Source organism: Tenacibaculum pelagium (assembly GCF_014062345.1).
In the GTDB taxonomy this organism is placed as follows: domain Bacteria; phylum Bacteroidota; class Bacteroidia; order Flavobacteriales; family Flavobacteriaceae; genus Polaribacter; species Polaribacter pelagius.
In genome coordinates, this window is record NZ_JACGLS010000006.1 from 47,968 (window position 1) to 70,714 (window position 22,747).

At 30.0% G+C, this 22,747-nt stretch carries 30 protein-coding genes; 15 read left to right on the forward strand and 15 right to left on the reverse strand.

Features of this window, described 5'->3' with window-relative positions; all coding sequences use genetic code 11:
- Window positions 1–64: 64 nt before the first annotated feature.
- The 5 genes from H3Z83_RS11385 (at window position 65) to H3Z83_RS11405 (ending at window position 3,346) form a co-directional block, all read left to right on the forward strand.
- Window positions 65–634: a DinB family protein gene (locus tag H3Z83_RS11385; protein WP_182125619.1), complete on the forward strand. Its 570-nt coding sequence runs from the start codon at window positions 65–67 to the stop codon at window positions 632–634.
- Between the two features lie 3 nt (window positions 635–637).
- The gene (locus H3Z83_RS11390; protein WP_182125620.1) at window positions 638–1,516 is read left to right on the forward strand and encodes a helix-turn-helix domain-containing protein; all 879 of its coding nucleotides are present in this window, start codon (window positions 638–640) and stop codon (window positions 1,514–1,516) included.
- Window positions 1,517–1,616: 100 nt separating this feature from the next.
- The gene (locus H3Z83_RS11395; RefSeq protein WP_182125621.1) at window positions 1,617–2,498 is read left to right on the forward strand and encodes a nuclear transport factor 2 family protein; all 882 of its coding nucleotides are present in this window, start codon (window positions 1,617–1,619) and stop codon (window positions 2,496–2,498) included.
- Window positions 2,499–2,590: 92 nt separating this feature from the next.
- A complete protein-coding gene (locus H3Z83_RS11400; RefSeq protein WP_182125622.1) occupies window positions 2,591–2,962 on the forward strand; it encodes a DUF2200 domain-containing protein in 372 nt (123 codons plus the stop codon).
- A gap of 12 nt (window positions 2,963–2,974) precedes the next feature.
- Window positions 2,975–3,346, forward strand: a complete 372-nt coding sequence (locus tag H3Z83_RS11405; RefSeq protein ID WP_182125623.1) for a VOC family protein — start codon at window positions 2,975–2,977, stop codon at window positions 3,344–3,346.
- A gap of 69 nt (window positions 3,347–3,415) precedes the next feature.
- Here the strand turns inward: H3Z83_RS11405 and H3Z83_RS11410 are convergent, their stop codons facing one another.
- The 4 genes from H3Z83_RS11410 to H3Z83_RS11425 form a co-directional block, all read right to left on the reverse strand.
- Complete coding sequence (locus H3Z83_RS11410; protein WP_182125624.1) at window positions 3,416–4,126, reverse strand: DUF547 domain-containing protein; 711 nt, start codon at window positions 4,124–4,126, stop codon at window positions 3,416–3,418.
- Between the two features lie 140 nt (window positions 4,127–4,266).
- The gene (locus H3Z83_RS11415) at window positions 4,267–4,470 is read right to left on the reverse strand and encodes a hypothetical protein (protein ID WP_182125625.1); all 204 of its coding nucleotides are present in this window, start codon (window positions 4,468–4,470) and stop codon (window positions 4,267–4,269) included.
- Between the two features lie 42 nt (window positions 4,471–4,512).
- Window positions 4,513–4,950 carry a LexA family protein gene (locus H3Z83_RS11420; protein ID WP_182125626.1) on the reverse strand — a complete coding sequence of 146 codons (438 nt, stop codon included), beginning with the start codon at window positions 4,948–4,950 and terminating at the stop codon, window positions 4,513–4,515.
- Window positions 4,951–4,953: 3 nt separating this feature from the next.
- Window positions 4,954–6,210 (reverse strand): Y-family DNA polymerase, encoded by a 1,257-nt coding sequence (locus H3Z83_RS11425; RefSeq protein ID WP_182125627.1) that lies wholly within the window; start codon window positions 6,208–6,210, stop codon window positions 4,954–4,956.
- 36 nt (window positions 6,211–6,246) lie between these two features.
- Here H3Z83_RS11425 and H3Z83_RS11430 point away from each other — a divergent pair, with 36 nt between their 5' ends.
- The 10 genes from H3Z83_RS11430 to H3Z83_RS11475 all read left to right on the forward strand — a co-directional run bounded on the left by H3Z83_RS11430 (window position 6,247) and on the right by H3Z83_RS11475 (window position 14,163).
- The gene (locus tag H3Z83_RS11430; protein ID WP_246337550.1) at window positions 6,247–6,732 is read left to right on the forward strand and encodes an Lrp/AsnC ligand binding domain-containing protein; all 486 of its coding nucleotides are present in this window, start codon (window positions 6,247–6,249) and stop codon (window positions 6,730–6,732) included.
- A gap of 7 nt (window positions 6,733–6,739) precedes the next feature.
- A complete protein-coding gene (locus H3Z83_RS11435) occupies window positions 6,740–7,321 on the forward strand; it encodes a HupE/UreJ family protein (protein WP_182125628.1) in 582 nt (193 codons plus the stop codon).
- Between the two features lie 64 nt (window positions 7,322–7,385).
- On the forward strand, window positions 7,386–7,817 hold the full coding sequence (locus tag H3Z83_RS11440) for a deoxycytidylate deaminase (RefSeq protein WP_182125692.1): 432 nt from the start codon (window positions 7,386–7,388) through the stop codon (window positions 7,815–7,817).
- A complete protein-coding gene (locus H3Z83_RS11445) occupies window positions 7,804–9,366 on the forward strand; it encodes a S41 family peptidase (protein WP_182125629.1) in 1,563 nt (520 codons plus the stop codon). The genes H3Z83_RS11440 and H3Z83_RS11445 overlap by 14 nt, the downstream gene beginning before the upstream one ends.
- 114 nt (window positions 9,367–9,480) lie before the next feature.
- Complete coding sequence (locus tag H3Z83_RS11450) at window positions 9,481–10,005, forward strand: RNA polymerase sigma factor (protein ID WP_182125630.1); 525 nt, start codon at window positions 9,481–9,483, stop codon at window positions 10,003–10,005.
- A gap of 10 nt (window positions 10,006–10,015) precedes the next feature.
- Entirely contained in the window at window positions 10,016–10,780 is a 765-nt protein-coding gene (locus H3Z83_RS11455; protein WP_182125631.1) for a HEAT repeat domain-containing protein, read from the forward strand.
- Between the two features lie 18 nt (window positions 10,781–10,798).
- Window positions 10,799–11,650 (forward strand): DUF4097 family beta strand repeat-containing protein, encoded by an 852-nt coding sequence (locus H3Z83_RS11460; protein WP_182125632.1) that lies wholly within the window; start codon window positions 10,799–10,801, stop codon window positions 11,648–11,650.
- 43 nt (window positions 11,651–11,693) lie between these two features.
- Complete coding sequence (locus H3Z83_RS11465; protein ID WP_182125633.1) at window positions 11,694–12,425, forward strand: DUF4097 family beta strand repeat-containing protein; 732 nt, start codon at window positions 11,694–11,696, stop codon at window positions 12,423–12,425.
- A 152-nt stretch (window positions 12,426–12,577) separates the two neighbouring features.
- Window positions 12,578–12,925: a YciI family protein gene (locus H3Z83_RS11470; RefSeq protein WP_182125634.1), complete on the forward strand. Its 348-nt coding sequence runs from the start codon at window positions 12,578–12,580 to the stop codon at window positions 12,923–12,925.
- The gene (locus tag H3Z83_RS11475; protein WP_182125635.1) at window positions 12,925–14,163 is read left to right on the forward strand and encodes an RNA polymerase sigma factor; all 1,239 of its coding nucleotides are present in this window, start codon (window positions 12,925–12,927) and stop codon (window positions 14,161–14,163) included. Before H3Z83_RS11470 ends, H3Z83_RS11475 begins: the two co-directional genes overlap by 1 nt.
- Here the strand turns inward: H3Z83_RS11475 and H3Z83_RS11480 are convergent.
- The 11 genes from H3Z83_RS11480 to H3Z83_RS11530 form a co-directional block, all read right to left on the reverse strand.
- Complete coding sequence (locus tag H3Z83_RS11480; RefSeq protein ID WP_182125636.1) at window positions 14,156–14,716, reverse strand: MOSC domain-containing protein; 561 nt, start codon at window positions 14,714–14,716, stop codon at window positions 14,156–14,158. The two genes, H3Z83_RS11475 and H3Z83_RS11480, sit on opposite strands and share 8 nt — an antisense overlap.
- A gap of 4 nt (window positions 14,717–14,720) precedes the next feature.
- Window positions 14,721–16,217: a GH3 family domain-containing protein gene (locus tag H3Z83_RS11485; RefSeq protein WP_182125637.1), complete on the reverse strand. Its 1,497-nt coding sequence runs from the start codon at window positions 16,215–16,217 to the stop codon at window positions 14,721–14,723.
- Window positions 16,218–17,081: a M23 family metallopeptidase gene (locus H3Z83_RS11490; RefSeq protein WP_182125638.1), complete on the reverse strand. Its 864-nt coding sequence runs from the start codon at window positions 17,079–17,081 to the stop codon at window positions 16,218–16,220. It abuts the gene before it with no gap.
- 90 nt (window positions 17,082–17,171) lie between these two features.
- A complete protein-coding gene (locus tag H3Z83_RS11495; protein WP_182125639.1) occupies window positions 17,172–18,059 on the reverse strand; it encodes a hypothetical protein in 888 nt (295 codons plus the stop codon).
- A gap of 85 nt (window positions 18,060–18,144) precedes the next feature.
- The gene (locus H3Z83_RS11500) at window positions 18,145–18,579 is read right to left on the reverse strand and encodes a hypothetical protein (RefSeq protein WP_182125640.1); all 435 of its coding nucleotides are present in this window, start codon (window positions 18,577–18,579) and stop codon (window positions 18,145–18,147) included.
- Between the two features lie 58 nt (window positions 18,580–18,637).
- Window positions 18,638–19,015 carry a hypothetical protein gene (locus H3Z83_RS11505; RefSeq protein ID WP_182125641.1) on the reverse strand — a complete coding sequence of 126 codons (378 nt, stop codon included), beginning with the start codon at window positions 19,013–19,015 and terminating at the stop codon, window positions 18,638–18,640.
- 6 nt (window positions 19,016–19,021) lie between these two features.
- Window positions 19,022–19,585, reverse strand: coding sequence for an RNA polymerase sigma factor (locus tag H3Z83_RS11510; RefSeq protein ID WP_182125642.1), 564 nt, complete (start codon window positions 19,583–19,585; stop codon window positions 19,022–19,024).
- 141 nt (window positions 19,586–19,726) lie between these two features.
- The gene (locus H3Z83_RS11515) at window positions 19,727–20,575 is read right to left on the reverse strand and encodes a hypothetical protein (protein ID WP_182125643.1); all 849 of its coding nucleotides are present in this window, start codon (window positions 20,573–20,575) and stop codon (window positions 19,727–19,729) included.
- Window positions 20,576–20,640: 65 nt separating this feature from the next.
- The gene (nadD, locus tag H3Z83_RS11520) at window positions 20,641–21,228 is read right to left on the reverse strand and encodes a nicotinate (nicotinamide) nucleotide adenylyltransferase (RefSeq protein WP_182125644.1); all 588 of its coding nucleotides are present in this window, start codon (window positions 21,226–21,228) and stop codon (window positions 20,641–20,643) included.
- Window positions 21,228–21,818, reverse strand: coding sequence for a guanylate kinase (gene gmk, locus H3Z83_RS11525; protein ID WP_182125645.1), 591 nt, complete (start codon window positions 21,816–21,818; stop codon window positions 21,228–21,230). Before gmk ends, nadD begins: the two co-directional genes overlap by 1 nt.
- Window positions 21,819–21,855: 37 nt before the next feature.
- Entirely contained in the window at window positions 21,856–22,722 is an 867-nt protein-coding gene (locus tag H3Z83_RS11530) for a YicC/YloC family endoribonuclease (protein ID WP_246337552.1), read from the reverse strand.
- Window positions 22,723–22,747 lie beyond the last annotated feature (25 nt).

The window sequence follows — 22,747 nt, forward strand, 5'->3', positions numbered from 1 at the left end:
TATGAAAACTTTAAGCAATGCTAAATATAATTATAGTTATTTTTAAAGATAAAACTAACAGAAGATGAAAAACAATAGCTACACTTTTTTAAAACCTTTAATAATTATTTTTTTATTAAAGGTTTTTATATCAAATGCTCAAAATATAATTGAATCACCTAAAGGATATTCTCCTCAAATAGGTACAACAGTTTCAATGTTAGAAGATTTAAAAAAGAGAGTTACTAATAGTGTTATTAATTTAACAGATGAGGAAACAGACTTTTTACTTGATAAAGATGCAAATAGAATAGGAGCAATGATTCTACATTTAGCAGCAACAGAAAAGTATTATCAATTATATACTTTCGAAAACAGAGGATTTAATAAAGATGAAAAGTTATGGGAGACGGCTTTAAATTTAGGAAAAAAGGGGAGAGAAGAATTAAAAGGCAAGCCAATAAAATATTATCTTAAAATATGGGATAAGGTAAGAAAAGAAACTTTACGGCTATTAAAAACCAAAGATGATAAATGGTTTAAATCTATGGTAGGAAGAGGTAGTATGAATAATTATTGGGCTTGGTATCACGTTATGGAGCATCAGGCAAATCATATGGGGCAAATAAGATTGATTATTAAAAGAGCGAAATAAAATATGTCTAAAGAAATTCCTAATTTAATATTTGAATCTAAATCTTCTGAGATTGAAGGGATAGAAATAATTAGATTAGAAGATATAGAAAGACGAAAAGAAGAGTTTGAGCATTTACCAAGTAAACCTCATCAATTAAATTTTTATCAATTAGCTTTTTATACAAGTGGAGAAACTGAACATTTAGTAGATTTTGTTTCACATAAAGTGCAGAATAGGTCCATAGTTTATGTTTCTAAAGGGCAAATAAATGCTTTTAAATTTACTGAGGATACTAAAGGATATTTAATCCTTTTTACTGAGGAGTATTTTAAAAAGCAGTTAAATAATATTCCACAAAACACTGCAGTTAGATTATTAACACCTCAACTTTTTTCTCCTAAAATTCAAATTCCAGAAGCTTCTAATATCCCCGCATATATTGAATTGATTTACAAAGAATTTTATAACCCATCAGAGAAATTCAATAAGAAGCACATCATAGATTCTTTGTTTAATATCATTTTCTCAAAGGTTGAAGAAATAAAAAAGAATCAAACAAATTATATACAAGAATCTGATAAGTTAAGTCTGTTTTTATCATTTCAAAACATTTTAAAAAATGATTATACACTTAATAGAAATGCAGATTATTATGCACAAAACTTAAACATTACTTACAAGCATTTAAATATTGTATGTAAAGAGGTAATTAATAAAACAGCAAAACAATATATTGATGAATTTGTCATTTTAGAAGCTAAAAGAAATTTGGTAAACTCAACTATTAAAAGTACTGAATTAGCTTATTTAATGGGTTTTGAAGAATCAACTAATTTTGTGAAATACTTTAAAAAACACACGGGATTCACCCCAAATTCATTTAAAAACAATAACATTTAGGTTATTTGGTTTGATATTTACCTTTTTTGTCTTTAGGTTAACCCACACTTAACTCTCCCTTCTTCATAATTTTGTCCTATCATTTAAAAATAAGTATCGGATGAAAAAAGCAATCATAATTGTATTAAGTATTGCAGCTTTTGTAAGCTGTAATTCAATTCAAAAAAAGGGAACAATAAAGAGTAATAATTCTAAAACAACACAAAAGATGGGAAATTTAAAAACTACAGCAGAAAAAGCACAAGAAGCTTTCTTTAAAGATTATAGTGCTGATGGAATAAAAAAATATTTCAAAGAAGATTATATTCAACATAATCCTCATGTACCAACAGGAATTGAACCAGTATTGGGATTTTTACCTGTTTTAAAAGAAGGGAATACAAGTTATACTACGCATAGACTTTTACAGGATGGAGACTTTATTGTTTTCCACAATTCATATCACAATGCAGAAGCTCTTGGAGGAAAAGAAATAATAGCTTTTGATGTTTGGCGTATGGAAGATGGAAAAGTTGCTGAGCATTGGGATAATTTAACTCCTAAAGTAGAAAAAACCGCTAGCGGACGTTCACAAGTTGATGGAGCAACAGAAATTACAGATTTAGACAAAACAGATGGCAACAAAGCAATTGTAAAGAATTTTGTTAATGATGTTTTGTTTGGGAAAGCCCCTGAAAAAATTACAGAATATGTGAGTACAGAGCAATACGACCAACACAACCCTCTAGTAAAGGATGGATTAAAAGGTTTAGGGGAGGCTATAGAATATTTAACTTCTCAAAATAATATGTTTATCTATAAGAAAGTACATAAAGTATTAGGAGAAGGAAATTTTGTGTTAACAATGAGCGAAGGTGAATGGAGTGGAAAGCCACAAGCATTTTATGACTTATTCCGATTAAAAGACAATAAAATTGTTGAGCATTGGGATGTAATTCAAGAAATCCCATCTGAAATGACTCATAAAAACGGAAAATTCTAATCTTTTAGTTTTGGTTGAAATAAATCCTACACGCAAGTGTGGGATTTTTTGTTTTATAGAATTTTGTAAATTGCTATACTAATACTTAAAAAATGGAAGTCACTGCTAAAAAAAACGAACAAGTTGCTAATATGATTTTTGGATCTATTTATCCTCATTATCTTACTAGAATAGAAAAAAACGGTAGAACTAAAGAAGAACTAGATCAGGTAATGAAATGGTTTACTGGCTATGATGCAAAAGAATTGCAAGAATTCATTGATGGTAAAAAAACGTTTAGAGATTTTTTTGAAGGAGCAACGATGCACGAAAATGCACATATGATTAAAGGTGTTGTTTGTGGTTACAGAATTGAAGAAATAGCTGATGAATTTGAACTATATAAACAATGTAGACAGATGGAAAAGCTAATTGATGAATTGGCTAAGGGTAGGAAAATGGAAAAAATTCTACGTAAAGCATAAAATAAAACAATTATGAAATTAGGAGCAATGTCAATTAGTTTAGCGGTAAAAAGCTTAAACAAGTCGAAATCGTTTTACGAAACCTTAGGGTTTACTGTCTTTGCAGGAAGTATGGAAATGAATTATCTAATTATGAAAAATGGCAACTCATTAATTGGTTTGTTTCAAGGAATGTTTGAAAATAATATTCTAACATTTAATCCTGGTTGGGATGAAAGTGCTAACATGTTAGATAAGTTTGATGATGTTAGAGCTATTCAAAAACATTTAAAAGCAAATCATTTCAAACTAGAAAGAGAAGCTGACGAGTCTACTTCTGGACCTGCAAGTATGGTCTTTTATGACCCTGATGGAAATACCATTTTAATAGATCAACATATATAAAAAAATAAAACGAAAAGTTAGGGGGCTTTTCGTTTTAATAAGGGATTATAATAAAGGGGAATTAAGTTTTTATTTACCGTTTAAATTCCAATCATATTCTAAATAAACTATGTCGGCATTATCGTTTGCCTGAACTTTTGAATACTTATTTATATAATCAATTAAAGGTTGATTAATAGTGAAATCTTCTTGATACCATTCAAACATTTTCGAAACCTCAACCTTAGTTATAGATATTTTGTTCTTTGCAGGATCGTTAATAAAAGCTTTCATTAACATTTCTAATTTCGAGTTAATATTTTTAGCTGTAAAAGCATAATTAGGAAATGTAGGCCCAGATTTAGAGGCTGCATTTAAAGCTACATGAACTCTTGGATCATCATGCCAACGGCGTAATATTTTATGTTCGATATAATCGAGAGAATATGTTTTTTTACCAATAACAGCAAAAGGAATTTTCCAAGCATTTCTTCCTTTTCTTTTAATATCAGTAATCTTTTTTAAAGGATAGCTATCTAAAATTAGCTTTATAGTATAAGCGTTATATGCGTTAATCCAAAATGCTTTAGCTTTAGATGACGACCATTTTTTTCCTGGAACTGTTTTTTCTAAATGCTTTAAATAAATATCTAAAAGAGCTCTATTTTTTCTTAAACCTTTATAATCTATTTCACCTTGAGAAGTTACATAGGTTTTTAAAAGGGCGTTAAATACATCGGTTTGCGATTGCGATTGAATACTAATAAATAGTAAACTGAAGAGTATAATTGTTTTTCGCATTTTTTTAGTTTTAAGTAGTGTGAGACATTTGATAACTTTTGACGTAGTTTTTTTTAACACATTACAAAACTTTATAAATTTTCTTTATGAAAAAGAAAAGCCACTCAATTTGAGTGGCTTTTGATTAAAAATATGGTTTATTATTTTTTACCCTTTAAAAAACTAAGTGCAATCGCTGCAACACCAATCGCCATAGTTATATACGAATTTGTATTGTCTTGTGCTTTTACTAATGCTACGTCACCAATTGATACTTGCGCTTCTGGTTGAATCATTGTGTAAATACCGTAACAAAGAATAACGATTCCTGCTACTAACAAAATTGTTTGAATTGATTTGTTCATAATTTCAAATGTTTTTTCTAAATATATGAAAAACAGTGTTATTTACACTTTTTTAATCACACTAGTTACAATACCCCAAATAACAAAGTTGTTTTCTTCTGTAATTTTAATAATAGGGTAGTCTGGGTTTTCCGGTTGCAACCAAACCTCTTTTCCTTCTACACGTAATCGTTTTACGGTAAACTCGCCATCTAAAAAGCAAACCGCTATTTTATTATTCTCTGGTTCAATGCTTCTATCAATTACCAATAAATCATTATCATCCAATCCAGCACCTATCATAGACTGTCCGCTAACTCTTGCGAAAAAAGTAGCTTCTTTATTCCCTATTAATTCTTCATCTAAAGAAATGCGTGTCTCTCTAAAATCATCTGCTGGTGAAGGAAATCCTGCAGAAATTCCGATATCCATAAAAATAGCTCCTTCTTTTTCGCTTAGTTCTTTCGGTAAGAAAAAAGTTAATGCCTCTGATGTTTTCATAATTTATTTCACCTTTATAATATCGTTAATATTGGTTGTGTACTTTGGCGATAATCGTTCTTGACGCATTTTCCATGTACGTTGTAAATCTTGATTTGCTAATTTAACCTTATCTGATTTAAAAGTCTTATTTAATTTATCAATTGCTTTCATTAACGGTTTGTGTTTCGGGTTTTCCGCTTCAAACATATTTAATTGATAATTATCTGTAGGTACCAATCCTGTAACAATAACGCCTGCTCTTTTGTATTTTATTCCTTTTTTAAAAATAGTGGTTACCGCTTGTACCGCACTTTTACTTATGGTTAATGTAGAATTTGTAGGATAGGAAAACACTACAGTTTTACTAACTTTATGTTGCTGACTATCTTTTTTATGGCGATCGCTACGCAATAGTACAATTACCATATGGCAACTAGAATTTTGTTTTCTTAGCTTCTCTGCACAACTTGCAGCAAATGTTGAAACACGTTCTTTTATATTATCAATATCTGAAAACGTATACTCAAAGCTTCTAGTAGTTGCAATTGCTTTTTTTGTTTCTGGTTCATCTAGTAAAATTTCAGACTGACCTTCTAAATCTTTCTTTAATTTCCAAACCGTAATTGATAAGTTTTTACGAACCCAATCGTCATTTAACTGCGTAAAATCGTAAGCTTTTACACATCCTTTTTCTGAGAGTCTTTTTTGTAATCTCCTACCAATACCCCAAACACTTTCTATCGAAGTCCATTTTAATGCTTTAATTCTTTTTTCATCAGAATCAATTACATAAACACCTCCTGTTTTTTTCGGAAATTTACGTGCTATTTTATTAGCAACTTTACTTAATGCTTTGGTTGGAGCAATACCAACGCAAGTTGGAATCCCTGTCCATTGCAGTACTCTATTTCTAATTTCCCCTCCGTATTCGTCAAAATTATAATTATCAAATCCTTTAAACTGAAGGAAAGCTTCATCAATAGAATAGACTTCAATATCTGGAGAAAATTGCTCCAATATTTTCATTACACGAGCACTCATGTCTCCGTACAATGGATAATTTGATGATAAAACAGTAATGTTTTTATCCTTGCAGAATTTTTCCCATTTAAAAATTGGCGCACCGAATGGAAGTTCTAGTTTTTTAGCTTCATCGCTCATTGCAATAACACAACCGTCATTGTTACTTAGAACAGCAACTGGTTTTCCTTGCAGATTCGGATTAAAAACCCGCTCGCAAGAGGCATAAAAATTATTACAATCAACAAGAGCATACATACCTGTAAAGGTACTTAATATTAAAAAATCATTCTAATGAACTTTCCTTATTTTTGCTGTATGGTTAAGAAATTAAAGATTGACGGAATTGATAAAATCATTATCAAACGACTAGTAAACGATGCTCGTACTCCTATTTTAAGTATTGCTCGCGAAGTAGGAATCTCAGGTGCTGCAATACACCAACGCTTACGAAAACTGGAAGCTTCTGATTTAATAGATGGTTATAAAATGACCTTAAATCCGAAAGCTTTAGGTTATACAACTACCGCTTTTGTTGGTGTTTTTTTAGACTCTTCTAGTTTATATTCATCTGCAATTAAAAGATTAAAAGAAATTCCTGAAGTTGTAGAAAGCCATTATACTACTGGTAATTACGCAGTTTTTATTAAAATATTATGTAAGAATAATGAAGATTTAATGCATTTGTTAAATAAAGACATTCAAAACATAAAAGGTGTTTCAAGAACCGAAACTTTTATATCTTTAGACCAACAAATAGACCGACAAATAAAAATTTAAACCCCGAATGAACGATTTCATTTTCTATTTTAAAATGGGCTTATTTCATGTGTTAGACATTAAAGCCTATGATCATATTTTATTCTTAATTGTATTAGCAATTGTTTATCAATTTAAGCAATGGAAAAAAGTTTTATGGTTAATTACTTTATTTACCATAGGGCATTCTATAACATTAGCACTTTCTGCCTATGGAATTTTAAATGTTAGATCTGATTTAGTTGAGTTTCTAATTCCGCTGACCATTTTTATTACCGGATTAATGAATGTTTTAACAGCTAAGAAAGCATCGGTAGGAAAAGAGAATCAGAATTTATTTTTTGCGTTATTCTTTGGATTAATTCATGGACTTGGTTTTTCAAATTATTTTAAAATAATGATCGGAAAAACTTCTGATAAACTAGTTCCTTTATTTGAATTTGCCTTAGGTGTCGAAGCTGCGCAAATTATTATTGTTTTATTAATTTTATTAGTAGGATCGTTAGTACAATCGATATTCGGAGTGAATCGTCGCGATTGGATTTTAGTAGGATCATCTATCGTAATTGGTTTTGCTTTTCAGATGATGATTGACCGTGTTTTTTGGTAAAAAATTAACGTCTATCCGCTTTAAATCTAATTATATTAGCATTTCACATAATTAATCAAAATTAATCTTGGATAAAAAACAATTAAAATACGATAACGCTTATTTAAAAATGGCGCTAGAATGGGGTAAATTATCGCATTGTAAACGTAAACAAGTAGGTGCACTAATTGTAAAAGATCGCATGATTATTTCTGATGGTTACAACGGAACTCCATCAGGATTTGAAAATTATTGTGAAGATGACGAAGGATACACAAAATGGTATGTTTTACATGCCGAAGCAAACGCTATTTTAAAAGTAGCTGCCTCAACACAGTCGTGTAAAGGAGCCACTTTATACATTACACTTTCACCTTGCAAACAGTGTAGCAAACTAATACATCAAGCAGGAATAAAACGTGTGGTATATGCTGAAGCTTACAAAGATTCGTCGGGAATAGATTTTTTAGAAAAAGCAGGTGTTGAATTGACGTATTTACCAAATGAACAAAAATAATTTACCTATATATTTCTCTATTGCTGTTGTTTTCGGTATTCTTATCGGAACTTTTTTTAGCGGTTCAAACTCAAACAATCTTATTGGTTCAAATTCGGCTAATGAGCGAAAAATAAAGCGCTTGATTGATTATATTCAAAGTGATTATGTTGATAATGTAAATACTGATGAATTATTAGATGGAGCAATCGCCGAAATGTTAGACAAACTAGATCCACATTCGGTATACATCCCTAAAGAAAATCTACAACTAGTTACCGAGAATATGCAAGGTAATTTTGTGGGAATTGGTGTTCAATTTAGAATGATTGGTGATACCATTACGGTAATCTCACCAATTAAAGGAGGACCAAGTATAAAAGAAGGAATTAAAGCTGGTGATAGAATTTTGTTAGCCAATAAAGATACCATGTATGGTAAAAGGTTGCAGACGGCGCAAATAATGAAAGCCTTAAAAGGAAAACCGAATACAAAAGTAGACCTTCAACTTTATAGAAAAACTAACGATAGTCTTTTCGATGTAACGATTAATAGAGGGAAAGTAAATATTAAAAGTGTTGATGTTGCTTATATGCTAAACGATAGTATTGGCTACATAAAGTTAGATCGTTTTGCTCGTAATACTTATAGTGAATTTAAATCTTCATTAGACAATCTTTTAGAAAAAGGAATGACAGATTTAGTATTAGATCTTCGTGGTAATGGAGGTGGATTTATCGATATCGCTAATAAAATTGTAGATGAATTTTTAGAAGACGACAAACTAATTGTATTCACAAAAAATAATAAAGGAGACGTAAACGAATCATTTGCTACTAGTAAAGGAGATTTTGAAGATGGAGGTTTATATGTTCTAATTGATGAAAACTCGGCTTCTGCTTCCGAAATTGTTGCAGGTGCTTTACAAGACAACGATAAAGGAATTATTATCGGGCGTCGTTCTTTTGGTAAAGGTTTAGTACAACAAGAAATGGATTTAGGTGATGGTTCTGCTGTACGTTTAACTACTGCTCGCTATTATACACCTACTGGTCGCTCAATACAAAAGCCTTATAAGAAAGAAGATACCTCTTCTGCCTATTCAAGCGATATTGAATCTAGGTATCGTAACGGTGAGTTATTTAGTAAAGACAGTATTAAAACGATTGATAGTTTAAAGTTTACCACACCAAAAGGAAAAACAGTGTATGGCGGTGGTGGAATAATCCCTGATCATTTTGTGGCTGTAGATACTTCATCTTACGTTCCAACAATTTTCTTTAGACCTCTAAACAACTTTGCGTTTAATTATGTGGATGCTAATCGTAAGAAGTTAGCCAATATTAATGTTGAAGATTATATTAAAACTTTTGATAAGGATGGATCTATTTTTGATAAGTTCTTTTTAAAATTAAAAGATTTTAGAGTTTCACAAAGAACAAGAAATCAATTGAAGAGAAACTTAAAAACATTAATAGCTCGAGAGCTCTTTAACGATGAAGGTTTATACAAAGTAAATCAACCTGACGATAAAATGCTGCAAAAAGTATTTGAGTTAGAAAAACAATAATAAAACTACGCCTCGTTAACCAACGAGGCTTTTTTTTGCAAAAAAATTACTATTAAATGTAACCTTTCTGTAAATTCATGGTTTTTAATATAGAAACTAATCAAAACTAACACATTGAAGCATCTAACCGATGAAGATTTAATGCTAGAAGTAGCTAACGGAAATTTAGATATGATGTCTATTTTATTTGACAGATATCATGTGCGTATCTATAATTTCTTTAATAAAATGCTACATAATAAAATGGTTAGTGAAGATTTAACACAAGATGTTTTTATTAAAATTTTAAAATACAGAACATCTTATAAAAATGGGAATTTTGCCTCATGGATTTACACAATAGCTAGAAATATATTTTCTGCTTATTATCAAAAGCAAAAAAAAGAAAGAACAAATATTATTGAAGATGATAAACTTTCTTCAGAGGATATTGTTTTATCAGAAGGAAAAAAAGAAGAATTAGATCATTTAAAGGTAGCTTTATTACAGCTTAGTAATTCAGACAGAGAGTTAATTGTAATGCATCGCTATCAAGAAATAAAATACGAGCAAATAGCTGAAATTATCGGAAGTTCAGAAAATGCCGTAAAAGTTAGAGTGCATAGAGCATTAAAAAAGTTAAAAGACATTTATTTTTAAACAGCAAACAATGAAGTGTAACGACATAGAAAATAAACTAATTGGTTTTATTGAAGGAGAGCTTACAAAGCAAGAGTCTTCATTAATTCAAAACCATATTGACTCTTGTAGTAACTGTCAAGATGAAGTTGCTCAAATGAAATCATTTTTAGGAGTTTTTGATGCTGATGTAGAAGAAATGCCTTCAGCAAATTTAAAAATGAATTTCAATACATTTTTAGAACAAGAAAAGCAACAAATAAAGGTCGTGCAATTGCAACCAAAAACGAACTGGAAATCACACTTACGTATCGCAGCAAGCATATTAATAGTTGTTAGTGCCTTTTTAATTGGAAAACATCAATCAGGTGAAAGTCAATTAACGATTGCTGAGAAACAAAAAATAAAAGAAGAAAAACAAGTATTGGCTTTGTTAGAAAATCAATCAGCTAGTAAACGAATACAAGCAATTGATTTATCAGAAGAGTTTACCAAAACCGACACAAAAATAATTGATGCGCTTATAAACAAGTTATTTAATGACAAGAATGTAAATGTGCGTTTGGCTGCAGCAGAAGCATTATCGAAATTCTCATCATTAGAAAAAGTAAAAGCCGCATTAATAAAATCGCTAGAAACCGAAAAAGTTTCCTCAATGCAAATTGAATTAATTCAAATTTTAGGAAAAATTCAAGAGAAACGAGCGCTCGAACCTATGAGGAAATTATTAGAAAAGCAAGAAACACCTAATTACGTTAAACAAGAATTACAGTATAACATTGCTAGTTTATTGTAAAAAAAACATATCAAAATCATGAAAAAAATATTTTTATTACTACTATTTATAACTGGAGTTATAACGGCTCAAAACAAAGAATACAAACACTCTTTATCTGGAATTAAAAAGGTGCGTTTAGAAACAAACACTACAGCTAAAATTACAGTAGGAGCAACAAATTCCTTAATCCTTAAAAATTATAAATTTTCACATAACGATTGTGATAATTGCGATCATGATGACGATCATGACCATGATAATGTACATTGGTCAGTAAAGAATGATAGAGATAAAAGAACGAAAACAAAAGAAGATAAACGCAAAGGTTTAACTGCTATTTATCCAGGAGGAAAAGATAATACTAATGGTTTTGGTTTTTCTGTTGAGAAGGAAGGAACTGTGTTAATTATTAGAGATCTAAAATCACATTTTCAACGACACGGTATTCAGTTAGAATTACCAAAAAGCATGAACATTTCTGTTGATTCTGGTAATCTAGGAAGCATTGAATTGGAAGGATTTACTTCTGAAGTTGAAGCTAATACCAATGTTGGTAGAATTACAATGAAAGATGTTACAGGACCAATAACAGCACATTCTAGTGTTGGACCAATAAATATTGAGTTTTCAAAAGTAAGCCAATCATCTCCTATTACAGTTAGTACTTCTGTAAGTGAAATTGATGTTGCAATTCCTTCTAGTACCAAAGCTAATTTAGAGCTAAAAACAAATGGAACTGTTTACACAAATTTCGACATTGAAATTCCAACCAAAAAGGGAATGAAAAACGTTAGTGGAGCTAAAAAGATTACAAGCGCTATTAATAGCGGAGGTGTAAATATCAAGCTTAAATCATCAATGGGAAACATTTATTTGCGTAAAAAATAAGCTCTCTAAAAAACTAATTCACACATAATTTAAAACACTACTAATGAAAAGATTATTCTTATTCATAGGATTACTATTGACTTTTGGTAACCTAGCAGCACAGAAAAAAATTACTAAAAACACTAAGTCATCAGGAATTGACGAGGTATATGTACACGTAAGGTTTGCTGACAAGATTAAAATAAAAAACTGGAATAAAAATGAAATTTCGGTTGAAACAACGATTAACATCAACGATAATAAAGACAATAACCTATTTAGCTTAAAAGAAGATGAAACAGGATCGACATACACTATAAAATCTGATTACGGAACATTATTTAAAAAACATAAGAAAGGAGTAACAATAACTCATGGAGGAGAAGGGTGTAATGGTTATAATCATTGCACAAACCACAATAAAATGGATATCAATTATGTTGTTTATGTTCCAAAAAACATGAAACTAAAAGTAAAAAGTATTTCAGGAAACGTAGATGCTTTGGCTTACAATGGTCAATTAACATTAGATTTAATTAGCGGAAATATTAATGTAAAAAAACACTCAAAAGCAATGAATTTAAAAACTATTAGCGGGGATATTGATGTAGTAGTTTCTGATGCTGAATTTAAAGCTGAAACATTAACTGGAACCGTGTATTCTGATTTAGATATCGACTTTAGCAAAAACAGCAAAAAATCTTTTGGAAATAAAATTTACGGAACCATTAAAAACGGAACCTCATCATTAAAACTAAAAACAATTAGTGGAGATATTTTTCTTAGAAAGATTTAAACTTTAGTTTTTATTATATATTAAACAGTTATTCTTTTTTAGAGTAACTGTTTTTCTTTTAAATTAGTAACACTAAAAGTTAATTTAAAAAAGTGTCCCCTTTTTAATTTTAACAAACGTCTTATAAGTGAATAACTTTAAAACTTTAAATTATGAAAAATTTTATGATGATTTTTATCGGTAAAGAATATACCGACTTAGGACTTTCACAAGAAGAAATGCAACAACGTATGGAAAAATGGTTTGCTTGGGGAAATAAAATGGAGCAAGCTGGAGTTTTACGTGGTGGAGAAGCACTAACACCACAAATAAGACGAGTTATAGGGCAAGACAGAACTGTTACTGATTTAACTTCAGCAGATGTAAAAGAGATTGTTGGAGGTTTCTATTTAGTTGAAGCTAAGGATTTTGACGCTGTACAAGAAATTGCACAAGATTTTCCTGATTATGATTTAGGAAATACTGTTGAGATTCGTGAAATCATGGTTTTTGACCGTTAATGGAAGCTAATCACATAGATCATCTTTTTCGTCATCATAGCGGAAAGATGATCTCTGTTTTAACTCGAATATTCGGGCTTTCGAACCTTGAAATTATCGAAGATGCAATACAAGACACTTTTTTAAAAGCCAGCATTCAATGGCGCATTAAACAACCAGATAATCCTGAAGCTTGGTTAACTCAGGCTGCTAAAAATAGAGTATTAGATATTTTTAGAAAACTTAAAGCGGAGCAAAAACATTTACCAGAAATTAAAAGCGGAGCCGAAGCCATAGCCATCAACGAACTTTTTCTAGATTCCGAGATTGAAGATGCTCAATTAAGAATGATTTTTACGGCTTGTCACCCTAGTTTAGAACCAAAAGATAGAATCTCTTTTGCATTAAAAACTATTTCTGGATTTAGTACGAAAGAAATCGCTTCTGCTTTACTAATTAAAGAAGAGACTGTTAAAAAAAGATTGTCTAGAGCTAGAAAAACGATTCAAAAAAAAGAATTATCATTTAAAATTCCGCAAGGAAAACAATTACAATTACGTATTGAGAGTGTTTTAGAAGTTTTGTACCTCATTTTTAACGAAGGCTTTCATTCTAATAAAAAAGAGGTTTTAATTAGAAAAGAGCTATGTGGTGAAGCTATGCGTTTGTGTAAAAGCTTATTAAAAAATAAGCATACCAGTATTTCTGCTAGCTATGCTTTATTTGCTTTAATGTGTTTTCACGCTGCGAGATTAGATGCTAAAATTAATATTGAAAATGAGTTGTTAGATTTAAAAAATCAAGATAGAAACAAATGGTCTTTTCCTTTAATTCAATTAGGAAATGCTATGATGAATAAAGCTGTAGAAAATAATGAGTTTTCTTCTTATCATTATGAAGCTGCTATTATAGCAGAACACATTAAAGCTCCAAACTTTAAACAAACCGATTGGAATAAAATATTACAATGGTATCAATATTTATATAAATTACAACCTAATAATTCACACTTACTTTCTATGGCAGTAGTATGTTTACAAAGTGAAAATTATGTGAAAGCTAATTTTTATTTTGAACAAATAAAACCAGAAGATTTAGAACAACGTTCATATTTGTTTTACGGAGCTAAAGCTGATTATTTCTCAGCTATAAAAAACAAAAAAGAAGCTATAAAATATATTGACATTGCTTTAAAAAAAGTAACAAATGGTTTAGAAAAAGAGTTTTTAGAGAAAAAGAAACAAAAGCTAATTACTTAATTCCTTTTTCAATTTTCTTAGCAGCATATACCTCTGCAATAGTTAAGTTTTCAGAACACGATTTAATTTGATTAAATTCATCGCCAGATTTCACAAAACCAGTTTGTAATACTTTAAAATAAATACCTGGGAAATCTTGTTGCCAAAATTGTTTTACAATTTTCATGTCATTAAAACGCACACCTAATTTCATACAAGGCTGTCGAGGTTTAGTTACTTCTAAAACTACTTCGCCAACTTGAAATGTATCTCCAACGTGTATTTTGGTTTCATCTAAATCGTCAATAGTTAAGTTCTCTCCAAACATTCCATATTGCCAATCTAAATCTGGATACAATTCTTTCCAATAATCGTAATGTTTTAGAGAGTATCCATAAACAGCTTGATCTATACCTCCATGATGTTCTCTGTCACAAATAACATCCTCTCTTACATCTTTTGTATCTAAAAAAATAGGTTGATCAACTGAAAATTTAAAAATACCAGTAGTAATGCTTTTACCTTTCCAATCAATCTTTTTTCGTCCTCCTAAGTTTGTAGATACTATTTTCATAACACTATTCCTTTAAGAAGTTTTGTAATACATCAGCAATCTTACGATTGTCTGATAACTGAGGAATTTTATTTTGTCCACCAAATTTACCAATTGATTTCATATACTCATGAAATCCACCTTTTTTAACTTTCCTAATAATAAGCGGACGTAATATTTTACCTTCTAACAAATCAAAATAATATACATTTTGGTTTTGCATTGAAACATCTATTTTAGATGCTAATTCTTCTAAGTTCTCTGGTTCGTTTTCAAACTCTATAAACCATTCATGGTATGGTAATCCACTTTCAGGATTTACTTGTGGAGCTACTGTAAACTCACTAACATTTACATCAGTGCCAACAATAGCATCATTCAATGCCTTTTCAACTTCTTTACCAATTACATGTTCACCAAAAGCAGAAATAAAATGCTTAATTCTTCCTGTAACTTTTATTCTGTAAGGTTTTAATGAGGTAAATTCAACTGTGTCTCCAATATTATATCCCCAAAGACCTGCAGATGTATTTAAAATAATTACATAATTCACGCCTACTTGAACATCATTTAAAGAAATTCTTGTTGGGTTTTCATCAAAAAATTCTATTGCTGGTATAAACTCATAAAAAATCCCTGAATTTAACTGCAATAACATTCCTTTTTCTGTCTGTGAATCTTGATAGGCTATAAACCCTTCTGAAGCTGGATACAATTCAACATAATCTATCTTCTTTCCAATCAATGCTTCAAACTTATTTTTATACGGTTCAAAGTTCACTCCTCCATACACAAAGAAATTAAAATTCGGAAAAATCTCTGAAATGGTTTTACCTGTTTTGTCTATCAGTTTTTCAAAATACATTTGTACCCAAGACGGTATTCCGCTAATCACCGTCATATCTTCAGGTAATGTTTCTTCTACAACTTTATCAACCTTAGTATCCCAATCTTCAATACAATTCGTCTCCCAACTTGGTAAACGATTTTTTAATAAATAGTTAGGTACATAATGCGCAGCAATACCACTTAAACGCCCTAATTTAACTCCGTTTACATCTTCTAGAACAGGGCTTCCTTGTAAGAAAATCATTTTACCATTAACAAAATTAGCATCACCTGTTTCTGCAATATAAAATAACAACGCATTACGTGCAGCTTTTATATGCGTAGGCATAGATTCTTTAGTAATCGGAATGTATTTTGCGCCAGAAGTAGTACCTGAAGTCTTTGCAAAGTATAAAGGTTTTCCTTTCCAAAGTACATTCTCTTCACCTTCAACAATTCTATCTACATAAGATCGTAAACCTTCATAATCGTTTACAGGAACTCGTTTTTTAAAATCTTCGTAATTGTTGATTGATATAAAATCATGATCTTTTCCAAAAGCAGTTTTGCATCCTTCTGAAACTAAGTATTGAAATACTTTTTCTTGGGTTTTGTGTGGCTTATTGGCCCATTTATAAACTCGTTTTCTAACTTGCTTTGCAAATGGGATTGCTAATTTTGACTTGATGCTCATTTACTGAAAATCTATATAATTTGTTGGATTTACTGGAAATCCGTTATTCCATAATTCGAAATGCAAATGAGGTCCTGTAGTTAATTCACCTGTTGAACCGACACTTGCTATAGCTTCACCCGACTTAACAACATCTCCTTGTTGCTTTAATAAAGTTCCGTTGTGTTTGTATACTGATATAAACTCATTAGGGTGTTGAATTGTTACTACATATCCCGTTTCTGCGGTCCATTCAGCTAAAATTACGGTTCCGTCTGCTACAGATTTTACTGGAGTTCCTACTGGAGCTACAATATCAATAGCATAATGTTTCTCGCTTGCATCGTATTGTTGACTAACTGTTCCTGTAAGCGGAGAAAAGAATACGATTTTTGCTCTTCCAATTGCCCCATCTGATAAAGGGAAACGATCTTTACCTTCTATTTTTTCTCTAAATAAAGAATCTTGCTTAGTTGCTTGTAGTTTACTTTCATCTAAAGCAATACTTTGCGCTTCGTTTTTAATTGAATCTATTTTTTCTGGTTCAATTTCACCAGTTAAAACAGGTTTTAAAGCACTTGTATAACGTTCTATAATATCTAATCTGGTTTTTAATGAATCTGCTTCGTAAGTTAATCTTGTAGCTTTCTTTTTTAATGAAGTTGATGAATAACCAGGTATATATTCTCTAATGCCTGTAAAAGCAATTAATAAAGTAGTTAAACCTATTAATATTATAGAAAAAACACCACCGAAGACAAATACATTAAGTCTAGATAATTTTAATGAGAATTTTTCCTGAAAAGTATTTTCATTTAAAATCACTAATCGATATTTATCGGTAAGCTTTTGTTTTATTTTTCGTTTGTCTTGAGTTTTTGCCACGTTTAATACTAGTTTGGACTTCAAATATACAACGAAAAAATGGCGAAACTATTTTTTAAATAAATTACAGTTTAACATAAAATACTCACACTACAAATCAAACAAATAAGACATAGAAAAATTAAATGAATTAGTAACTTTTAAATTCGTTTCTCCTTCTAATGCTGTTGGAAAATTAATTCTATACCCTAACTCTAAATCGAAGTCACCAACATCGTATTGTAATGGAATTATTAACTCGGTGTTAATTAACCCAAAATCATTATTCTCAAAATACCTTGTAAATTCTCTATCTCTATAAGTAAATGTTTGTGATAATTGGATGGTTTGTTCTGCTAGAATAATATTTAATTGTGGGCGTAATTTCAAATGATGTTTTTTAGTTTTAGATAAACTTAAAACTCCGTAAGTAGATCCTATTATTTGAAATGAATTATCACTACCAAATAAATACGTTGTTTCTATTTCCGCTCCAAGAGTTTTCTTTTTGTTATCTAATTCAAAACCTAATGAAACTGCATTTTTAAAAGGATTATCTCGTAAAGTATTCGTGTAAAAATATCGAGCATATGAAGTGGACCATCTATATTTTTTATCTCTTCCAAAACTTTTACCATATCCTAATGTCGCAGAAGTATAATCCCATCTTGGTGTGAATTGATCATAATAGATCCCTGTTACTCCTGCGTAGATTCCATTGGAATGCAAATAAATAATTTGAGGACTTATATTGAATTGATCGACTCTAAGCTCTCTACCAGAAAAATATGTTTTGTTATTATATTCTAACGAGACATGAATAAACTGAAACTTTGTAGTTGATTTTAAAAATTCCTCTTCACTTTCTTCTCCTAAAATATTATCTATTATTTCATCTTCTTCCGATAGTTGAATTTCACTTTTTTTCTCAGGAATATTTTGTCCGTAGAAATTTAAAAAACCTAAAAGTAAAAAGAAAAATGTGACGTTTTTTTTCATATATGGTATAAAAATACAAAAAAGCGGTTGAGGGATCTCAACCACTAAAAATCAATCAAAACATTAATTTTAAACAAGAGTTTTTTTATCTTTTTTGTAATCTTCTACGTATGTTTTTTCTTGCTCTTTTTTTCGACACTCCTCTTTTTGAATTAAATCGTTGTTTTAATTGTTGCTTTTGCAACTTAGTAAGAGTTCCTCTAAATTTAGATTTCGATTGTTTAACACTCAACCTATTTTGAGCAACAAGCTTTTTTTGAGTTACTGTTAGCGAATTTTTTAATGCTTCTTGTCTTTCTAGTTTTGTTAGTGCTTTGTTTTTTAATATCGCTAACTGGCTAGAAGTAAGAGTCGCTTTAAAGGCTTGTCTATTTTCTTTAATCAACTCTTTTTGTGCCTTCAATAACTGCTTTTGCTCTAATGAAAGGTTTAAGTCTTCAATTGAGTTTTGAGCAATAATATTTACACTTCCTATTAAGAGTGTAAAAATAAGTGCAGTTATAATTTGTAAAGATTTCATTTTTTTGTTTTGGTATTAACTCTATTTTTTAGACCTAAGCTTTTTAAAAAAGTTTTGATTATTCAGAAAAAATTTCATCAGTTAATAATTCATCGTTTACATATTCATTTAATAATTGATCTACATCTTCATCATCAATTACTAAAGAAGCGATTAAAATATCATTAACTATTTCATTTCCTTCTGATGAAAAAGGGTTTATTACGGCTAAAGTAAACAACAAAGCTATAACTGCTGCTGTAGACCAAGCGTAGATGTTCTTGTATAAAGGAATTACTTTTTTTTCCTCTTTAAAAACTGTTTTGTTTAAAATAGATTCTTTCGATTTAGAAAAATATCCATCAGGGATGTTTAAACCTAAATCTGCTTTATGTCTTTTTTCTGTGTTCACATCAAAAGTGTTTCGGATGTTAAAGTTATTGTTTTGTGAGTTCATAACAAACTATGCTTTAATTTTTTCTACATACGCTACTGCTGTAATGTTGTTTTCTATATGCTTTACAGCATCATAATAATATGTTTTTAAGGTGCCTTCTTTTATTTTTAAGATACCTGAAATTTCTCTAAACTTTAAATTATCATAATATTTCATTTGAAAAACTTGCCGTTGCTTTTCAGGTAAATCGTTTAAAACTTGCTGCAGTTTTAGCTGTGCTTCATCTCCATCAAAAAACACATCACCTGTTAAATCACCTAGGTACTTATCGCTTACATCTGTTAAAGATGAAAATGTTTTCTTTTTTTCTCGCTCTAAAAATCGCATAGATTCATTGTATGCAATTTTATACATCCAAGTATGTAAAGAACTTTGTTGCTTAAAATTTGCTAAACTTTTATAAACCCTAACAAAGGTGTTTTGCAAAACATCATCAGCATTTTCATGAGTTCCTACCAGCTTTCTTATATGCCAATACAAGCGTTCTTGATATAAGTCTAACAACTTAGAAAATGCCTTTTCTCTATGCTTTTTACTTGTTAATTGATTTATAAAATCAGCTTCGTTCATAGGTTTGTTAGTCTTATTTTTAATTAGACCCTTAAAGTTTAAAAAAGTTTAGATTTATTTTTACTTTTTTAATTTACTGAAAATACTGAACACAAAAAAAACCAGCTTAAAAAAGCTGGTTTAAAACATTAAACTTGTTTTTTACTTCTTCTTTTTATTTAATTTTAGTGTAATTTCTTTAGTGTTTCCTTCAGCATCGGTTAATGTTGCTTTATTATCACAAGATCCATCTCCAAAATCTAAAGTAGCTGTTCTTCCGTCTTTAGAAATTTCAATTACCCCACTTACAATGTATTTGCAAGCCCATTCTCTTCTTAAGTTAGTAGTAATAGTTGCTGTTTTTACAACTCCATTTTTATTTACAGATTCCCAGTTTCCTGAAATTGAATACACGTCATCTCCTCTAGTATCGGTATCTGCTCCTTCTATCTTTTCTTTTACTTTAGTTCCTTTTCTAACTATTACAGCTCCTGATTCTAAAGTAATTGTAATATCTATATTAAAAGTAGCTTCTGGATTTCCGTTTGCATTTTCTTTTACTTTAACAATAGATTTTCCTCCTTCAACAGTGTTGCCTTCTACCGAAAAGTTTTCAAATGTTAATGTTTTAGATAAACTAGTATCGTTTTTTTCGTATTCAATAATTATTTTTCCAGCAAATTCTCTTCCTCTTCTACCTTCACATCCATCACCAAAATCTAGAGTTACAATTTTCCCATTTGTAGTTTCTTCTACTGTTCTTTCAATACAACTTGTATGATAGCTTGTAGTAGTCGTTCCTTTACTTTCATAACCACTTTCAATACTATCATCTTCTACAACCTCATCTATTTCTGTTGAAATATCATCTGCTAAAACTACATTTAAAGCTTCTTCTGTTAGAGTTTCATCAAAACTACTTATCTCTTCAGAAGATTCGCAAGAAGCAAATAATAATAAACCGATAATTGATAGGTAAGCTAATTTCTTTTGTACATTTTTAAAAGTCATAATTCCTAATTTTTAAAGTTAATCAGTTCTTTGACCTTGGTATTTTAAAAAAGTTTGAAAAAAAATTATTTTTTATAAAAATTCATCTCATCTACATATTTCCAAACCTCTTTAGATAATAAAGGTTGAATGTTCTTTTTCTCCTTTATAGAATTACGAACCATTGTTGATGAAATTTGTACTATTGGAGCGTCAACTCTATGTATTTTAGAATGCTCTTTAAATTGGTTTTCTATAATTCCTTCAGAAATTCTTGGATATACATAAACGTTATAATCGTCTAGAATAGCTTCATAATTTCTCCATTTATGAAAGCTCTTCAAATTATCTTCACCCATAATTAAATTAAAATTGTAATCTGGGTGTTTTTCTGAAATGTGCGCTAAAGTATTTATCGTATAGTTTGGTTGTGGTAAATTAAACTCGATATCTGAAGGCTTAATTTTATCGTAGTCTTTCGTTGCTAGATGCACCATTTCTAAACGATGGTAATTATCTAACAATGAATTTTTCTTTTTAAATGGGTTATGAGGAGTAACTACCATCCATATTTCATCTAAGTCAGAATTTTCAACCATATGGTTTGCTATGATTAAATGACCTATGTGGATAGGGTTAAAAGTTCCGAAATACAGCCCGATATTCTTTTTCATTATTTTTTATCTAAGCCTAAAAAATCATCAACTAAATCTTCTGCTTCTTGCAAAGCTACATCTAAATCATAATTTTTAATGATCTGATCAAATTGTGGAGCAGTAGCCAATTCCACTGAAGCTTTTGCTATACGCATGTTGATTTTATCTTCGCTTTCTGTGCTTCTTTTCTTTAAACGAATTTTTAATTCATCAACACTTGGTGGTTTTACAAAAACAGCTAAAGTTTCTTCTGGAAACTTCTTTTTAATTCTTAATCCTCCAACAACATCAATATCAAAAATAACATGTTTTTCTTGAGCCCAAATACGCTCAACTTCTGTTTTTAAGGTTCCGTAAAAATTATCACGGTACACTTCTTCCCATTCTAAAAACTCATCGTTTTTAATCTTTTGTTTGAAGTCTTTTGCTGATATAAAATAATAATCTTCTCCGTTAACTTCATTTCCTCTTGCTTCTCTTGAAGTTGCAGAAATTGAAAATTCTAATCCGAAACGTTCTTGTTTTAATAAGTGGCGTACGATAGTTGTTTTTCCACTACCTGAAGGTGCAGAAAAAACAAATAATTTTCCTTGAAAGTCTTTTTTCATTTTGTTGTGTGTTGTAGTTTGACTTCTCAGTATTTTTTTAAAGAACGTTTAAGATTTGTTCTTTTATTTTTTCTAGTTCATCTTTCATTTGGATTACCAATTTTTGCATTGGTGCAAAATTAGCTTTAGACCCAGTGGTATTTACTTCTCGTCCTATTTCTTGAACGATAAAACCTAATTTTTTCCCGTTAGAATCTGCAGTAGCTAATTGTTCTAAAAAGTAATCTAGATGATTCGCTAAACGAACCTTTTCTTCGTTAATATCTAACTTTTCTAAATAGTAAATCAATTCTTGCTCAAAACGATTTTCATCGATCTCAACTTTTAAATCAGTTAATGCTTTTTGCAAACGTTCTTTTACGTTTTCAATTCTATCTCCGTCTAGCTTTTTTACCTCCTCTAATGCTGATTTAATATTTGCAATTCGCAATTTGAAATCATCTTCTAAAGACTTGGCTTCATCAGTTCTATAAGCTATGATTTCTTTTAAAGCTTCATCAATATGAATATCAATCTCAGTCCATTCATTTTCATCTAATTCTGCACGCTCAGTTTTTAAAGCATCAGGCATTCTTACTGCCATTTTTAATAACTCGACATCATCTTCAGACCCTACAAATAATACATTTTTTAGCTGTTGCATATATTCTTTAACAACTGCATTATTAACTGTTGTTGAAGTTTCATCTGCAGTCATTTCAACATAAATTGAAAAATCTACTTTACCTCTTACTAAATTACTTGCTAATTTTTTTCGAACCGATAATTCTTTCTCTTTATAATAAGAAGGAATTCTTGTGTTTAAGTCTAAATTTTTACTATTTAAAGACTTAATTTCAATGGTTACTTTTTTAGATGGTAAATGTAATACGGATTTTCCGTAACCCGTCATAGACTGTATCATAACTCCAATTTAATAAACGGCAAAG

Bases quoted from the DNA above. Each gene is read 5' to 3' on its own strand.
- H3Z83_RS11385 (WP_182125619.1), top strand. From the start codon at position 65: ATGAAAAACAATAGCTACACTTTTTTAAAACCTTTAATAATTATTTTT.
- H3Z83_RS11390 (WP_182125620.1), top strand. From the start codon at position 638: ATGTCTAAAGAAATTCCTAATTTAATATTTGAATCTAAATCTTCTGAG.
- H3Z83_RS11395 (WP_182125621.1), top strand. From the start codon at position 1,617: ATGAAAAAAGCAATCATAATTGTATTAAGTATTGCAGCTTTTGTAAGC.
- H3Z83_RS11400 (WP_182125622.1), top strand. From the start codon at position 2,591: ATGGAAGTCACTGCTAAAAAAAACGAACAAGTTGCTAATATGATTTTT.
- H3Z83_RS11405 (WP_182125623.1), top strand. From the start codon at position 2,975: ATGAAATTAGGAGCAATGTCAATTAGTTTAGCGGTAAAAAGCTTAAAC.
- H3Z83_RS11410 (WP_182125624.1), bottom strand. From the start codon at position 4,126: ATGCGAAAAACAATTATACTCTTCAGTTTACTATTTATTAGTATTCAA.
- H3Z83_RS11415 (WP_182125625.1), bottom strand. From the start codon at position 4,470: ATGAACAAATCAATTCAAACAATTTTGTTAGTAGCAGGAATCGTTATT.
- H3Z83_RS11420 (WP_182125626.1), bottom strand. From the start codon at position 4,950: ATGAAAACATCAGAGGCATTAACTTTTTTCTTACCGAAAGAACTAAGC.
- H3Z83_RS11425 (WP_182125627.1), bottom strand. From the start codon at position 6,210: ATGTATGCTCTTGTTGATTGTAATAATTTTTATGCCTCTTGCGAGCGG.
- H3Z83_RS11430 (WP_246337550.1), top strand. From the start codon at position 6,247: ATGAACTTTCCTTATTTTTGCTGTATGGTTAAGAAATTAAAGATTGAC.
- H3Z83_RS11435 (WP_182125628.1), top strand. From the start codon at position 6,740: ATGAACGATTTCATTTTCTATTTTAAAATGGGCTTATTTCATGTGTTA.
- H3Z83_RS11445 (WP_182125629.1), top strand. From the start codon at position 7,804: ATGAACAAAAATAATTTACCTATATATTTCTCTATTGCTGTTGTTTTC.
- H3Z83_RS11455 (WP_182125631.1), top strand. From the start codon at position 10,016: ATGAAGTGTAACGACATAGAAAATAAACTAATTGGTTTTATTGAAGGA.
- H3Z83_RS11460 (WP_182125632.1), top strand. From the start codon at position 10,799: ATGAAAAAAATATTTTTATTACTACTATTTATAACTGGAGTTATAACG.
- H3Z83_RS11465 (WP_182125633.1), top strand. From the start codon at position 11,694: ATGAAAAGATTATTCTTATTCATAGGATTACTATTGACTTTTGGTAAC.
- H3Z83_RS11470 (WP_182125634.1), top strand. From the start codon at position 12,578: ATGAAAAATTTTATGATGATTTTTATCGGTAAAGAATATACCGACTTA.
- H3Z83_RS11475 (WP_182125635.1), top strand. From the start codon at position 12,925: ATGGAAGCTAATCACATAGATCATCTTTTTCGTCATCATAGCGGAAAG.
- H3Z83_RS11480 (WP_182125636.1), bottom strand. From the start codon at position 14,716: ATGAAAATAGTATCTACAAACTTAGGAGGACGAAAAAAGATTGATTGG.
- H3Z83_RS11485 (WP_182125637.1), bottom strand. From the start codon at position 16,217: ATGAGCATCAAGTCAAAATTAGCAATCCCATTTGCAAAGCAAGTTAGA.
- H3Z83_RS11495 (WP_182125639.1), bottom strand. From the start codon at position 18,059: ATGAAAAAAAACGTCACATTTTTCTTTTTACTTTTAGGTTTTTTAAAT.
- H3Z83_RS11500 (WP_182125640.1), bottom strand. From the start codon at position 18,579: ATGAAATCTTTACAAATTATAACTGCACTTATTTTTACACTCTTAATA.
- H3Z83_RS11505 (WP_182125641.1), bottom strand. From the start codon at position 19,015: ATGAACTCACAAAACAATAACTTTAACATCCGAAACACTTTTGATGTG.
- H3Z83_RS11510 (WP_182125642.1), bottom strand. From the start codon at position 19,585: ATGAACGAAGCTGATTTTATAAATCAATTAACAAGTAAAAAGCATAGA.
- H3Z83_RS11515 (WP_182125643.1), bottom strand. From the start codon at position 20,575: ATGACTTTTAAAAATGTACAAAAGAAATTAGCTTACCTATCAATTATC.
- nadD (WP_182125644.1), bottom strand. From the start codon at position 21,228: ATGAAAAAGAATATCGGGCTGTATTTCGGAACTTTTAACCCTATCCAC.
- gmk (WP_182125645.1), bottom strand. From the start codon at position 21,818: ATGAAAAAAGACTTTCAAGGAAAATTATTTGTTTTTTCTGCACCTTCA.
- H3Z83_RS11530 (WP_246337552.1), bottom strand. From the start codon at position 22,722: ATGATACAGTCTATGACGGGTTACGGAAAATCCGTATTACATTTACCA.